This window comes from Plantactinospora endophytica (assembly GCF_016862915.1).
GTDB classification, from domain to species: Bacteria; Actinomycetota; Actinomycetes; order Mycobacteriales; family Micromonosporaceae; genus Plantactinospora; species Plantactinospora endophytica.
The window spans coordinates 1-14499 of sequence record NZ_BONW01000013.1; the positions used below are offsets into that span (position 1 = coordinate 1).

General features: G+C 69.6%; 12 protein-coding genes. 9 read left to right on the top strand and 3 right to left on the bottom strand.

Annotated features, from left to right (window positions below; genetic code table 11):
• Positions 1 to 976, top strand: a 976-nt coding sequence (locus Pen02_RS13045; protein WP_203866267.1) for a hypothetical protein, incomplete at its 5' end; no start/stop codon positions are given.
• Positions 977 to 1455: 479 nt separating this feature from the next.
• On the top strand, positions 1456 to 1926 hold the full coding sequence (locus Pen02_RS13050) for a hypothetical protein (RefSeq protein WP_203866268.1): 471 nt from the start codon (positions 1456 to 1458) through the stop codon (positions 1924 to 1926).
• A 182-nt stretch (positions 1927 to 2108) separates the two neighbouring features.
• Here the strand turns inward: Pen02_RS13050 and Pen02_RS13055 are convergent, their stop codons facing one another.
• Entirely contained in the window at positions 2109 to 2384 is a 276-nt protein-coding gene (locus Pen02_RS13055; RefSeq protein WP_239140587.1) for a hypothetical protein, read from the bottom strand.
• Between the two features lie 952 nt (positions 2385 to 3336).
• Here Pen02_RS13055 and Pen02_RS13060 point away from each other — a divergent pair.
• The 6 genes from Pen02_RS13060 to Pen02_RS13085 are packed head-to-tail and all read left to right on the top strand — an operon-like array spanning position 3337 to position 10226.
• Entirely contained in the window at positions 3337 to 4830 is a 1494-nt protein-coding gene (locus tag Pen02_RS13060) for a hypothetical protein (protein WP_239140589.1), read from the top strand.
• A 3-nt stretch (positions 4831 to 4833) separates the two neighbouring features.
• Complete coding sequence (locus tag Pen02_RS13065) at positions 4834 to 5250, top strand: hypothetical protein (protein WP_203866270.1); 417 nt, start codon at positions 4834 to 4836, stop codon at positions 5248 to 5250.
• Complete coding sequence (locus Pen02_RS13070) at positions 5247 to 5816, top strand: FHA domain-containing protein (protein WP_203866271.1); 570 nt, start codon at positions 5247 to 5249, stop codon at positions 5814 to 5816. Before Pen02_RS13065 ends, Pen02_RS13070 begins: the two co-directional genes overlap by 4 nt.
• The gene (locus tag Pen02_RS13075; RefSeq protein WP_239140596.1) at positions 5813 to 6634 is read left to right on the top strand and encodes a protein kinase domain-containing protein; all 822 of its coding nucleotides are present in this window, start codon (positions 5813 to 5815) and stop codon (positions 6632 to 6634) included. The genes Pen02_RS13070 and Pen02_RS13075 overlap by 4 nt, the downstream gene beginning before the upstream one ends.
• Complete coding sequence (locus Pen02_RS13080; protein WP_203866272.1) at positions 6631 to 8406, top strand: cation:proton antiporter; 1776 nt, start codon at positions 6631 to 6633, stop codon at positions 8404 to 8406. Before Pen02_RS13075 ends, Pen02_RS13080 begins: the two co-directional genes overlap by 4 nt.
• On the top strand, positions 8403 to 10226 hold the full coding sequence (locus Pen02_RS13085) for a serine/threonine-protein kinase (protein WP_203866273.1): 1824 nt from the start codon (positions 8403 to 8405) through the stop codon (positions 10224 to 10226). Before Pen02_RS13080 ends, Pen02_RS13085 begins: the two co-directional genes overlap by 4 nt.
• 242 nt (positions 10227 to 10468) lie before the next feature.
• Here Pen02_RS13085 and Pen02_RS13090 read toward each other — a convergent pair whose 3' ends face one another.
• A complete protein-coding gene (locus Pen02_RS13090; RefSeq protein WP_203866274.1) occupies positions 10469 to 12265 on the bottom strand; it encodes a hypothetical protein in 1797 nt (598 codons plus the stop codon).
• Between the two features lie 349 nt (positions 12266 to 12614).
• On the opposite strand from Pen02_RS13090, the gene Pen02_RS13095 reads away from it, so the two are divergent.
• Positions 12615 to 13070, top strand: a complete 456-nt coding sequence (locus Pen02_RS13095; protein ID WP_203866275.1) for a DUF4259 domain-containing protein — start codon at positions 12615 to 12617, stop codon at positions 13068 to 13070.
• Positions 13071 to 13248: 178 nt separating this feature from the next.
• On the opposite strand, the gene Pen02_RS13100 is transcribed toward Pen02_RS13095, so the two are convergent.
• Positions 13249 to 14124, bottom strand: a complete 876-nt coding sequence (locus tag Pen02_RS13100) for an alpha/beta fold hydrolase (RefSeq protein ID WP_203866276.1) — start codon at positions 14122 to 14124, stop codon at positions 13249 to 13251.
• Between the last annotated feature and the right edge of the window lie 375 nt (positions 14125 to 14499).

Consider the following 14499-nt stretch of genomic DNA (forward strand, 5'->3'; position numbering starts at 1 on the left):
GGGCGGGACGGCTGAGCATTCAGGATGCGGGGGCGGTAAAGACATGACGGACCTCAGCGGCGACGGCGTCGACGTTCCGCCCTTGCGGATTGTGACGCTGCATGCTTTGACATGTGGGGCGGTCTCGGTCGCGGCCGTGGTGGCTGTCGGGCTGTGGACGGCAGACCAGGACTGGACCACGTCGATGGGTCCGGTGTTCATCTCCCTCGCCGTGGCACTCTGCGCTGTATGTGTCATCGCCGCGTTGTCACCGCTGCTGTGGATGTTGATGATGCGACGAAGGGAACCGGGAGCCTATCTGACGCATGCCTTGGCGCCGATCCTGCTGGTGGTGCTGATTCCGGTTGGGGTGGCCATCGGCGGGCCGGTACGCGACCGCTGGGAAACCACCGGGTACTGGGCCGTGGTCACGTTGTGTGTGCACCTCGCGTTGGCGTTGGCGACTCGTCGGCGGCTGCCTGGACTGGCCCGAATGGGCGCGATCCTCTCCGTGACTGCCATGATCGTCGCCGTCGTCGGCATCGAGCGAGCCAGTCAACTGCGGTGGCGAGTCGACGATTTTCGCGCTCTCGGCGTGCCGCTGGTCGTTCCGGAGATCCCCGGCTTCGAACTGACGTACGCGTATCCTGGCCAGCCGGGCCATCCGGACCTCTTCCTCGAACTCTCCGAACGACCAGCCAGGCCGTACGGCCGCACGGTCACCGTACTCGTCCGGAGGACGGCAGGCGCTGGCTATCCGACCTCCGGGAGAGTCTCCTGCTGGGGGCGCGCGGACGACCGACTCGTGTCCAGTGACGGGAGCCTGGTCTATTGCTTGGCGGAGAATGGGTTTGAGATGCACATACGCTCTGACCCACAAATGCCGAGCCTCGCACCGCTGGCACCGCGGGTCACCCTTCGACGGGTACCGGCACAGCAACTTGCCGAACTGCCCGGAACCGACTGGCAGCGCTCAGTCGGTTGGACGACCGACTGAAATCGGCTGGAGGGTCGTCAGGCAGCAGCAGCGCGATCGAGCGGAACTGGACGCGGTCGTCGTGGTCGATGAGCGACACGGGTCAGGCTGCCGAACGACAATCGAGGGTTCATCACCACGGCCGGGCATGGCGGAACCGGACGGTTCGGCGCCGGCGAGGATGGGCACTCCCCGTAGCCGGCCGTCAATGCACGCGCGTATCGCGCTGGCGCCCCCGGTATTCGCCCAGGGCTCCTCGATGCACCGGCGGCTACGTCGACAGGGCGCGCACTCACTGGCCGACCCAGAAATGGCGCCCTTGCAACTCACTTCCATCCCGCAGAGCGTGCGCGGCGGCTGGCGGCGCGGCGGTCACGGAGCCTGGCAACGTAGGTTGGCGCGCACCATCCGAGCATGCCGAGTTGAGTGCGTTGCCTGAGGTCGATATAGGTGGCAGCTCGACTGAGCATGCATCGACGGCACCAGGCATGCTGGGCATTGTGAGCGACTTGTACATCCGCCTGATCCCGACGAACCCGGGCTGGCAGCCCACCCACGAGGCGGCCGTCGGCGCCGGTGCCTACGTGGCGAGCTTGTTCTCAGGCCCCGACGACTCTGTCGAGGAGGTGGAGTACAAGTTCTACGACCGGGTGACCCTGGTCGACGCCGGCGAGAATACCAGCCAGATCACATGCTCGCGCTGCGGTCGGGATATCGGTCTCGACTGGCTCGGCGACCTGGTCAGGGGAAATGGCAGCCCGAGCTTCGACCACCTGGACGTGACGGTGCCCTGCTGCGGTGCCGTCGTACCGCTGAACGGCCTGCACTACGACTGGCCCATCGGTTTCGCGCGGTTCGAGGTGAGCGCCATGAACCCGACCCGAGCGCAATACGAACTCGACACAGAGGAACTCGCCCGGGTAGGTGATTTGCTCGGCCACCCTGTAGCGCAGATCCTCGCTCACTATTGACTACCAAGGCCGAAGAGGCAACAGGTGCCTGCCGCCGGACGGCCCGATGAGCGGATGCGCGGATCTGCCGCCGTCCGTGCGCGCCCTGTCTCTGGAGGCGCTACCGGACGACTGCCATGTCCCTGGATCTGAAGCGTGAGCTGCGCTGTTCGACAACCTAGCGCCGGTCGGGAGCGAGCATCCTACTTCACCATCGGCACCGGCTGACCGGTCAAGATGCCATAACCGACACCAACGAGGATCATGACGCCGACCACAGCCAAGGCCGCGCCAATCAGCCGTTCCAGGAAGACGAAACGCGCCAGACGCTTCTCGTGCGGGCCACCCGATGACCAGCGCCACGGCGGAACTCGACGCAGCACGCGCGCCGTTGCCATCGACCGCCGCACGTGCCACGCCGTCACGCCACGGACGTTGGTAGCTAAGGCGAGGCCGACCAGAACCACGGCCAGGCTCATCGCGGCACCTGCCAGGAGACGCCACGTCTGCATCTGACTCCCTTCTGGCGCGGTCACCGGATCATAGTCGGCGATTCCTACGTCGCAGATGTACCGCCGGCATCATCGAACCCGTGCGCCTGACAAGCTCGTGCGGCGACAACTCGAGCCGGTAATCTGCGTGCCGGGCGGCTCTGAGCCACAGCGGACTGCTTGACATCCGCATCTGCCGCAGAGAACGCAGCCTGGTCGTTAACGCTGATGTCAGCGGAGGTCTCGACTCTTACTCGCCGGCTGAGTCCCAGACACGCTCGAAGACGTCTCGCGCAATGGTGTAGTTCTTCCAGACCGCGGTCCCGTCATCGAGGCTCACCTGCCCCAAACCCCCGTACCGGTCCTCCTCATGTCCAGGTCCATAGCGGAGAACCGGCCCGTTGTCGTAGACCTCGACCTGCCGAACAGGCCAGCCATCCTCACCGACCTCGAAGTACCAGACGGAGCGTCCCCAACCGTCAAACTCGTCGCCTCGTGACTCATCCCAGCGACGGCGGAGGAAGCGAGTTGGCACCGGCGGAAGTCTACGACGCACTCAACTGCCGCCGGTCGTGCGCGCCGGTGATGGCACCTCCGTCACCTTCGGTAGCTGCCGACCTGGACGTGGACAGCTGCGAGGATGTCTGGACGTGCCGATGCGCGGATGCCGCTGCGGACGATCGTCCACTGTGGTAGTCCGACCACCGTCGGTACGGTGACCGCGTGACGCTCGGGTAAGGCGCTCTTCACAATCCCAACTCAGGTCCGTTGCTGTCTGAAAGCGGATTCTCGCGGGGGCGAGACCTCACATCGCCTTGACTTCGCGTGGGCGAGACTGGGCGGCGCCTGCGATGTTCGGCTATATCGATGTGGGCACGGCGGACGGAGACGGGGTATGCCGGAGCGGGAGCTACGAGATCGAGGCGATCTCACGCAAGCCTTGCTGGACAACGCGACCTGGCCAGACAGCCTCGTCGCGGAGGCCGGCATCCCGGTGTACGACGTGCCGCTGGTGACGGTGGGCGGCGGCATCGGCTCGTTCGTACTGGTCGACTACCTGCGCATCGCGGGGGTACCGACCGCGGACATCCGGGTGCTGTCCACCATCGACAACCCGTGGCAGACATACGAGTACCTGACCCGCGTCTCGCAGATCCCCGGGCCGGAACGCATCCGGTCCGACTCGTCCTCACGGCCGGACAACATCTGGGGCTTTCCGTCGTACGCGTTGAGCGAGGCGTGGCGGGAGCGGACCCTCCGACCGCTGGTGCACGTGCTCGGTGAGCCGATCTTCGCGGACTACTGGACGCCGCGCGTGGCCGACGTGTTCAAGAGCATGGCCCGGGAGTCCGGGCGTATCGGGTACCCGACGATGCTCGTGAAAGGCGTCGTGCGGATGGTGCGGCGGCGGGCGGGCGGCGGCTACTTCACCGTGCTGACGCCACCGGTCGGCACCGGCCCGACCAAGCGGGTCGCCTACCGCTCGCGCTTCGTGCACCTGGCGGTCGGGTACCCCGGGCTACGGTTCCTGCCCGACCTACAGGAGTTCCGGGAGAAGTACGGTGACTTCACGCGCGTGGTCAACGCGTACGAGTCGCACGAGCACGTGTACGAGGCGCTGCGCACCAGGCCGGGCACCGTGATGGTGCGTGGCGGCGGCATCGTCGCGTCCCGGGTGCTGCAGCGGTTGATGGACGACCGCGAGCGGTTCGGGCTACAGACGAAGATCGTGCACATCTTCCGCACGTTCGTCACCGGCGCGCACGGGCCGCACCTGTGGTCGCGGCGCAAGGGCGGCGACGGCTGGGCGTACCAGGGATTCAACTATCCGAAGTCGGTGTGGGGCGGGCAGCTGAAGGCGAAGATGCGGCGGCTCGACGGCGCCGAGCGGGCGACCGAGTACAAGCGGATGGGCGGCACCAACACGCCTAAGCGCCGCCGCTGGCAGCAGCAGATGCGCGCCGGCCGCGAGGGCGGGTGGTACGAGGCGAGCCAGGGTCTCGTGGAACGGGTCGAGCCGGCCGCCGACGGCACGCTCGTCAGCCTGGTCACCGGCGACGCGGGCACGCGGAAGATCGGCGCCGACTACATCATCGACTGCACCGGCCTTGAGGCCGACATCGCCGAGCACCGCGTCCTCGCCGACCTGCTCGCGCACGGCGGCGCCGGCCGCAACCCGCTGGGCCGGTTGGAGGTCGAGCGCCACTTCGAGGTCAAGGGGACGGCCAGCGGCGACGGTGCCCTGTACGCCACCGGCGCGGCCACGCTCGGCGGGTACTTCCCGGGCGTGGACACGTTCCTCGGGCTGCAGATCGGTGCGCAGGAAATCACCGACGACCTCGCCCGCCGTGGCTTCGGCCGCCGCATCGGGTCGGTCCGCTCCACCACGCAGTGGGTGCGCTGGGCGTTCGGCCGGCCGGTCCGGGAGGGATGAGACGTGGTGCCCGTGCTGTCCGGCCGGATCCAGACCCGGCTGGTCCTCCTCCTGGTAGTGGGCTCGGTTGTCACCGCGGTCGTCACGCCCCTCGTGGGTGCCGACTACCGGACCACGTTCGCGGTGCTCGCCGCCGTGGCGGTGCTCGGGGTCGGCTGGGAGCTGCTGTACCACCTGCTCATGCAGTTCCGCTGGGAGAAGGACTGGCCGTCGCTCTTCGGCCTGCTGACGGCGGTGCCCGAGGGCCTGCTGCTCTGGCTGCTGCTCGACGCCGGCCTGCTGCCCACAGTGGACACCGTGCCGCTCGCCGCGTACGTCGTACACTTCGCCGCCGTGTGGCTGGCAGTCTGGCTCGTCGCGAACGGGCCGATGCGGGTGCCGTTCCTGCGCTGGCGCTTTCGCGGAGGGCGGCTGACATGAGGCAACCCGACCGCAACGCGCCCTTCGAGGCGGTCCTGCTCGTTCCCGGAGCGGCGGACGCGCCGACGGAGGTGGCACCGCGCAACGAGCCGACGCGGCTGCTTGTCGAGGGTGTGCACTGCGCCAACGGCCACTTCAACGACCCGGCCGTGCCGTACTGCCAGCTGTGTGGCATTTCGATGGCGCAGCGTACGCACGTCACCGTCCTCGGCCCGCGGCCGCCGCTCGGCGTGCTGCTTGTCGACGACGGCGCCACGTTCCGGCTGGACGCCGACTACGTGGTGGGGCGTGAGCCGCACCGCGACCCCGCGGTGGCGCACGGGGCGCGGCCGTTGCGCATCGCCGGGCCGGCGAGCGGCGTGTCGCGGCAGCACCTGCGGATGACGCTCGCCGGCTGGACCGTTCGCGCCGTCGACCTGGGATCGGCCAACGGCACGGTCGTCGAACCGCCCGGCGACCCGCACCCCTGGCGGCTCCAGCCGGGTGTACCGGTGGAGATCCGGCCCGGCACCCGGCTCGTGTTCGGGCTGCGCTGGCTGCGCTACGAGTCCCACCGAAACCCGTGAACATCCCAGGGGAGCAGATGCGCGGCATCGCCGACTACGAGTTCATCCGGCCGCTCGGCTCGGGCAACCACGGCCAGTACTTTCTCGCCCGCCGGCCGGCCCGACTGCCCGTCGAGGCCGCCGAGGTGGCGGTGAAGGTGCTGGCCGCCGAGTCGACCGAGGTGGCGTTCCGCCGGGCTACCCGCGAGCTGCGCGCGTTCGCGGCGGTACGTTCGCCGTACCTCGTCGCTCCGTACGACGCCGGGCAGCAGGACGGCATCTTCTACTACTCGACCGAGTACCTGCCGGGCGGTTCGCTGGCCGTGCCGGCCGCGCCTCTGGACCGGCCCGCCGCGCTGCGGGCGGTGGCACACGCCGCGCGGGCGGTCGCCGCGCTACACGCCGCCGGGGTCGTGCATCGGGACGTCAAGCCCGGCAACGTGCTCCTGCACGAGGGCGGCGCGCGACTGTCCGACCTCGGGCTGGCGCACGTCTTCGCCGAGGGCGTCACGATCACCGGCATGGGGGCGCTCGACTCGGTGGAGTACGTCGACCCCGCGCTGCTGCTGGGGGAGCGGCCGCAGCCGTCGCACGACGTCTGGTCGCTGGGCGTGCTGCTGCACCGCGTGGTGGCCGGCACCGGCATCTACGGCACGCTGCCGGAGGGCGATGGCCTGCTGGTGCTGCGCCGCGTGGTCTCCATGCCGCCCAAGCTGAGCGCGGAGCTGCCGGAGGCACTGGCTGCCCTGGTACGCGAATGCCTCGCGCCAGCCGCCGACCGGCCCGCCGCGCCGGCGCTGGCCGACCGCGTCGACCGGTTCGCGGAGGGTGCCTCATGAGCGCGCACGCCCTCGTCAGCTTTCTGCTCGCGGTCGCGGCGATCATCGTGCTGGCCCGGGCCTTCGGCTGGCTGGCCCGGCTCGTCGGCCAGCCACCCGTGATCGGCGAGCTCGTCGCCGGTGTCCTCATCGGACCGACGCTCTTCGGCACGGCGGTCAGCGACTGGCTGCTGCCCGCCGAGATCCGGCCCGTGATGTCCGGCCTGGCCAACCTCGGCCTGGTGCTGTTCATGTTCATCGTCGGCTACGAACTCGACCACGCCTCGCTGCGCGGCCGCGGTCGCACCGCCACCTCGGTGTCCATCGGGTCGATCGTGGCGCCGCTCGGGCTCGGCGTGCTGCTCGCCGGGTGGCTCGCCGGCCGGCACGACGTCTCCGACCCGCTGCCGTTCGCTCTCTTCATCGGCGCGGCGATGGCGGTCACGGCGTTCCCGGTGCTGGCCCGCATTCTCACCGACCGCGGCATGGTACGCACGCCCGTCGGCGGGCTCGCCCTCGCCAGCGCCGCCGTGGACGACGTCGTCGCGTGGTCGCTGCTCGCCGTCGTGGTCGCCGTCGCCGGGGCGGACGGCGCCAATCCGTGGCTGCCGCTGCTCTGCGTACCGTACACGCTGCTGATGCTGCTCGTGGTGCGGCCGCTGCTGGCCCGCGTCGACACGGCGCGGGCGCGTGCCGGGCGACTCACGCCCGACATCCTGGCCGTGGTGCTCGTGGGCCTGCTGCTGTCCAGCCTCGCCACCGAGTGGCTGGGACTGCACGCGATCTTCGGCGCGTTCCTCTTCGGCGCGGTCATGCCCCGGACGCGCGCCGGTGCGGCGGAGCCGAGCGGCGCGGACAAGCTCCGGGTCGAGACCCTCGAACGGCTCGAACAGGTCAGCGTGCTGCTCCTGCTGCCGGCGTTCTTCGTCCTTTCCGGGCTGCGGGTCGACCTCTCCACGCTCGGCGGGACGGGGCTGCTGGAACTCGCCGCGATCCTCGTCGTGGCGATCGGCGGCAAGTTCGCCGGGGCGTACGTGGCCGCCCGTCTGAACAAGGTGGCGACCCGCCCGGCCGGCGCGCTGGCCATCCTCATGAACACAAGAGGGCTCACCGAGATCGTGATCCTGACGGTCGGGCTGGAGCTGGGGATCATCGACGAACGCGTGTTCTCGATGATGGTGGTGATGGCGCTGGTCACCACCGTCATGGCCGGCCCGCTGCTCAGCCTCGTCTACCCACGACGGATGGTCGAGCGGGACGCACTGGCGGTGCAGCGGCCCGAGGTACCGCCGGCCGGCTACCGCGTGCTCGTCTCGCTGCCCGGGGGTCTGGCGCCCGCGCCGGCCCTTGTCGACCTCGCCGCCGACCTAGCCGAGCGGGGCGCCGCCGCTGCGGGACACAGCAGCGCAGAGGTGGTGCTGAGCCGGCTCGTGCCGTACCCGGCGCGGCCGCTTGACGTGGGCAGCGGCCTGTCGGAAGAACTGCTCGGCATGACCACCGCGATGGGGGAGCTGGCCGGCCTCGCCGACTCGGTACGGGCCCGCGGGCTCGGCGCGCCGGTGCTCGCCCGGTTCAGCCGCGACCCCGAGGCCGACCTCGCCGCCCAACTCGCGGCCGTCGAGCCCGACGTGCTGATTCGCGGCGGCGAGCCTGCGGTCGTCGTAGCACTGGGATCCGGCGCGGAGGCCGTGCGGCGCGAGGCGGCCGAGTTCGCGGCCAGTCGCGGGTTCGATGTCGTCATCGCGTCCGGAGAGCCAGCGGAGTCCCGGACGAGCGGGGTGACGGGCGGATGACCGGCGAGGAAGAGCGGCGGTCGGCGGCGCTGCAGCCCGGCGACCCACGGCGGCTCGGCCGGTACGAGCTGGTGGGGCGGCTCGGCCAGGGCGGCATGGGCACCGTCTATTTGGCCCGCGACGCCGGCCGACCGGTCGCCGTCAAGGTCATCCGGGCCGACGTCGCCGCGCACGAGGAGTTCCGGCGTCGCTTTCGCGGCGAGGTCGAGCGGGCGCGGCAGGTACCGCCGTTCTGCACGGCCGAGGTGCTCGACGCCGACCCCGACCACGACCCGCCCTACCTCGTGGTGGAGTACGTCGACGGCCCCAGCCTTTCCGACGTCGTGGCTGAGCGTGGCCCGCTCAGCCCGGCCAACCTGCACGCGCTCGCGATCGGCGTGGCGACCGCGCTGACCGTGATCCACGGTGCCGGCGTCATCCACCGGGACCTCAAGCCCAGCAACGTCCTGCTCGCGCCCGGCAGCCCGAAGGTGATCGACTTCGGCATCGCGCGCGCGGTCGAGGCGACGAGCCACCACACCCGCACCAACCAGATGCTCGGCACCGTCGGATACATGGCACCCGAGCGCTTCGGCTCCGACGCCGCCAGAGTGATCAGCCCGGCGGCGGACGTCTTTGCCTGGGGTGCGGTGCTCGCGTACGCCGGCACCGGCCGCCAACCGTTCGGTGTGGACACTCCACCGGTCGTGGCCGCACGCATCGTCACCCAACCACCCGACCTGGCCGGGCTGGTACCCCCGCTGCGCGACCTTGTCGAACGCGCCCTGGCCAAGGACCCGGCCGCCCGCCCCACGTCGCGCGAGCTGCTCGACATGTTGCTCGCCCCCGGCCAGGTACGCCCGCCCGCCGTCCAGGCCGCCCTGGCGGAGCAGCCCGCCCTGCTCGCCGCCGCAGCCGAGGCCAAGGCGGCCACGGAACACTTCGCCATCCGCCCCGCCGGCCATGACACCACCCGCCTGGCGGGCGGGACTCCGGGGGCCGCGCCCGCGCCACCGCCGCCGGCCCCGCCCGCGCGTACCGGCGGGCGCTGGGGAAGGGTCGCGAGCGTGGCGCTGGCGGTGGCGGTGCTTGTCACGTCGCTGACCGTCGCGGGCATCGCCAGCGGTGTGCTCCCATTCGGCGACGACGGCGACGGGTCGGATGGTGCGACCCCGACACCCACGGCGACCTCGCAGGCCACCACGGCGGCGACGAACTCGCCGCCCACCCCGCCGGCCACGAACTCGGCCCCGCCCACCCCGCCGGCCACGAACTCGGCCGCGCCCGGGCCGCCGGTCGTGCGCGACCCGCTGACCGCGCCCGGGCTGTGGAAGGTCCGCGAGGACGAAGCACAAGGCACCACCTGCACGTTCGACCGGGCGCTGGTGGTCGCCCGCGACAGCACCGGCCCGTACCGCTGCCCGGGCCCGACCGACGCCTACACCGACGTCTCCGCCGCCGTCGACGTACGGCTTGAGACACCGGGTAGCTGCGCGGCGCTGTGGTTCCGCTTCGCCGGCAATGCCGGCTACCTCGTGCGCGTCTGTGCCGACTCGGTCGAGCTCGCCACCCACGGCGTCGGCGACGGCGCGAGCGTGACGGTGCTGCGGACCATGGCCCTCGACGACCCGATCCCACCCGACACCACAACCCGCATCGCGGTTTCCGCCCGTCGCACCACCATCAGCATCGACCGCGACGGCCAACGCGTCGGCACCGTCGACGACGCCACCTTCACCCGGGGCCGCGTCGTACTGGGCACCTTCCCCGCCACCACCGAGGAGCAGCCACCGTTCCGAGTTGCCTTTACCAACGTCGAGATCCGCTCCCTCGGCGGGTAACGGCACATGGCCTTTCGGGACGGATTGATTCGTCCGCGTCAATCTTCTCTGGCCGCGAGCCTCGTCGCCATCCGGATCTGCCGCAATCAGAGCGCGTCGGTGCTGGCGCGCCCGTCGCTCTCGGTAGGCGTTGATCCTGGTACGCCGAGCCAGAGAGGTCCGGGCATGCCGAACTGCCTAGGTCTGGATCTGCCGACGGACCGCTGTGAACGCGAGTACGGTCTCGACTCTTCGGGCATGACTCAGGCGGAAGCGGAAAATTGGTGGGTTGCTCGGCGGGTACGCCGGAAGTACGACCAGCCGGCGACGGGAAGCGCCACCGTCCACGCCAGGAAGATGGGCAGGCCGACCAGCGCACCGGTGATCGTGAACGGATCAGCGGGGCTCGCCTCGGCGATGGCACGGGGAATCTTGAGGGGAAGGGTGAGTGCATAGCCGATCATCAGCGCGGAACCGAGCACGGTAGGCGTAAGCGGGATCCATGCCGGGACCCGGCGTCCACGTAGCAATGGCATCCAGCGTGGATAGACCAGTCCCCAGGGGCGTATGAGGCCCAGTGAGAGTATTCCGCCGAGAATGGCGAGCAGTGTCAGCCCGGCAAGGTAGAACCCTCCGGCGGGTATACCCAAGATGCCGTCCGGAAGACTTTCCGTGCCGTTGCTGCGGCCGTGGTACCAGGCGTCGAAGCTCTCCGGGTGAGCGAGGAAGGGTATGGCGAAGATCCAGGGTAGATGTAGGGGGACGAAGCCGAGGATGGGTGCCATCCAGCCGACCGTTCCAGCGATTCGCGCCCACCGGGGCGGGCCGGCAACGTCAATGTCGTCCGTGGACGTGAGTCTTCGCGTAGTCGGTTGTGAACTGCCTGAGGGATACTGACATGGTTCGGCGCTGGGAACATCGCGTGGGACGGGTTGATCGGTGAATCGACGAATCGACTGCCTCATGCGTACCGCACTGTAGACGTCCATCGGGCCCATCAGCCCCGATCGGGTGTCCATCTGCGGGCACGGCGGCCGGGTCAGCGCGAAGTACGACGCGGCGGCCACCAGCAGCCCAACACCCCAGAGCGTGTAGCCGCCCATCTCCAGCGCCAAGCGCAGGAACGGGCCGCCGAACTCACCGCGGATCCAGGCGGTCATCCCGGCGATGCCGAAGTATGCGGTCAGGCTCGCCCCCACGAACAGGCCAGGGCCGAGCACCAGCCATCGAGGCACCGCCCGACCGCGCAGTGGCCCCGACCAGGCCGGCCAGAGCCGGCCCCAGCGGTGCGCCAGGGCCAGCGGTAACAGCGTGCCGGCCAGGGTCATCAGCACCATGAACACCACGATCGCGGTCCACGATATGCCGTTCGCCCGGCTCGCCACGGACGGCCACCGCCCGGCGATCGTGTCGTTGAGCCACACGCTCATCCGGGCCACGAAACCGACGACGGCGAGGTAGGCGCCGGTGAAGGCCCAGACGGGCGCCTGCTCCGCCCGGCTTTCCGGTGACCTTCCGTGGGCGCGCCCGCAAGCCGCGCAAGGATGCGCGGCCAGCCGCCGCTCGCCTGCGGCGATGATCAGGCAGAGGGTTCCGCCGATGATGCCGCTGCCGGTCGCCAGCAGACTGGCGAGGCTGCCGGGTCGGGCGCCTTCGAACAGCAGTGATACCACGATCACCGGGAACAGGAACGAATACACGCACAAGGCAGCGCCCGCGACGGCGTTGAACCCGGCGAGCACGTAGCGGCCGGTGTCGCCCATCTCGCGGCGGGCGGTCACCGCGGCGCAGAGGCATCCGACCGCCGCGAGGACGCCGAGGACCACGGGAACCCATCCGCCGGGGAAGTACGATTCCCGGCCATTCAGAAAACGTGGCCCAGCGCTGGTAGCCCACGACATGTGGACCAAGGCGTATGCGATCTGCCACACCGCAGCGACAATCCGGACCTGCCTGTTGACCATCACGGCTCGGGCACCATGGTCGCGGGTCTCCGTATCGTTTCTCGCGGTCATCGCGAGTGACGGCGCAATGGCGTCAAGCGGTCCGTACCTCTTCATGCCGCTCACGGTAGGAACGAGCAGCGCCGGGCCACCTCCCCCTGAGGAGGGAGCGTCCTCCCCTGGGGGTGGTGATTCAGTGGCTGACCGGCCGGGAGGGCTGGATCGACCCGCTGCTGTGTCCGCAGGTACCAGCGCACCTTCTACGGCAACATCACGTGCACTCCTCTGCCGTCGGCCGACCGCGCCGAGGCCGAGGTCGACTGCGAGGGCGGTCCGTTCGCCTGGCGGGCCAGCGGGCCAGCGGGCCCGCTGGCTGGTGGCGGAGTGCGACTGGTCGAGGGGTCGCGGTGTCCGGCGCTGATGCAATGATCGTCAGGTCATCGTCGCGAGACGCCGGAGGGCAAAGATGGGCACGTGGGACGTCGGGCCGTTCGACAACGACACCGCAGCCGACTGGTGCGGGAATCTGCACGATGCCGCCGAGCACCAGCGGCTGCCCCTTGTACGGGCCACGTTGAGCGCCGTGGTGGGCAACACGGATACATACCTTTCCCGCCGGCTCGCGGACCGAGCGATCGCTGCGGTCGCCGTGGTCGCCTCGCAACTGCCGGGCGGGGAACCGCTGGTCACGCCATACGCGCCGGACTTCCTGCTGAAGGGCGGCACGCTCGACATTCCCGGCGACATCCCTCCTCTGGCTTTGCGTGCGCTGGCCCGAATCCTCGGTGCTGATTCGGAATGGCGAGACCTGTGGGTAGACGCCGGCACCCGCGCCGAGGCGATGGGGGCACTGCAGACAATTCGCGCGACGCTGGAGTTAACACATCCCGACAGGTTGCACCGGGCCGACGGCACCCTCTAGAAGCTCCCGTAGTCGTTTCAAGCTCCATGATCGAACGTACTGCTTTCGGCATGATCGGATGGTGCCGCGCCAACCTACGTTGCCGCGCTCTGTGAACAGTGCGCCGCCAGCCGCCGCGCATGCTCTGCGGCATAAGCGGATGCGCCACGCGCCTCTTGTCGGGCGGGCTAGGTTCGACTCAGGTCTGTTGGAGAAATTGCATGAGCTGCGCGGTGAGTTCGGCCGGCTGTTCCTCGAAGATCCAGTGGCCAGAGTCCTCGATAACGCCCCCAGTTACCGTCGTGGCGTACTGCGCGACCTGGGTAGGTACCGCCTCCCCGAGGCTGGCCCGGGCGCCGAGTGCGAGAACCGGCATGGTCAGCTTCGTCTTGCCGTACTCGGCGTTGTCGGCAACATCTTGGGGCAGTGCTCGGAAGTAGTCGAAGCTGGCCCGCAGGTGATCGTCGTCTTGTAGGTACCGGGCGTACTCGCGGACATCGTCATCGCCGATGCCGGTCTTCTGGACTTCCATCGAATCGGTGAACCGATCCACCCACAGGGCCTCGCGACCGTCCACGATCTGCTCCGGCAGGCCATTTGGGAGGCTGAAGAAGCCGAAGTTCCAGAAGCCGGGTCCCTTCGGGGTCAGTGACGGGACCTGGTACAGGCTCTGATCAGGGATAGGCGCTTCCGTGAGCACGAGATTGCGCACGTGATCGCGGTGAGCGGCGGCATACGCGTACGCGACCATGGTCCCAATGTCGTGCCCGACGATGCTGACGTCGTCATCAAGGCCGAGTTGGGTGAGCAGGCCGTACACGTCGCCGGCGAGGGTCTTCTTGTCGTAGCCTCCTGCCGGGGCGTCGCTGCCGCCGGCTCCCCGAAGGTCAGGCGCGATGACCGTGTGGTGCTTGGCAAGCTCCGGCAGAACCTTGCGCCACATGTACCACGTCTGGGGATAGCCGTGCAGCAGGACCAGGGTGCTGCCCCGGCCGCCCCGAACGTAGTTGATCGTGACGTCGCCGACCCGCGCCGTCTGCTCCGTGAAGGAATCCGGAATCCGCCCGCCGCCCATTGTCACTCCCTCTGATGACACACGCGGTCCGTGGGCTACCCAACCCCGGGACTCGTACACCTTCCAAGCGCCGGTGTACACCAGCATGGTCCGACCTGACCGGCTGGGCAACGCGATGCCCCGGAAGCGGCGTGGCGGGGCCGCGCGGAACGGGCAGCCGCCCTCTCATCGGCTATGCCCGTACGTCGGCGAGCGGTGCCTGGCCGGCACCTTCGGTGACAAGCGCAGCGCGGTAGAAGCGGACGGCTGACCCTGCGGCCAGGAAGGGCTGGATTAGGAACCATGAGGGCGACGTAGCCGATCAGCACCGGGTCAGCGAAGCTCCCGAGGGACCTCGCTATTTGATGGAGGTTCACCCTGGACGCATGCAGACTC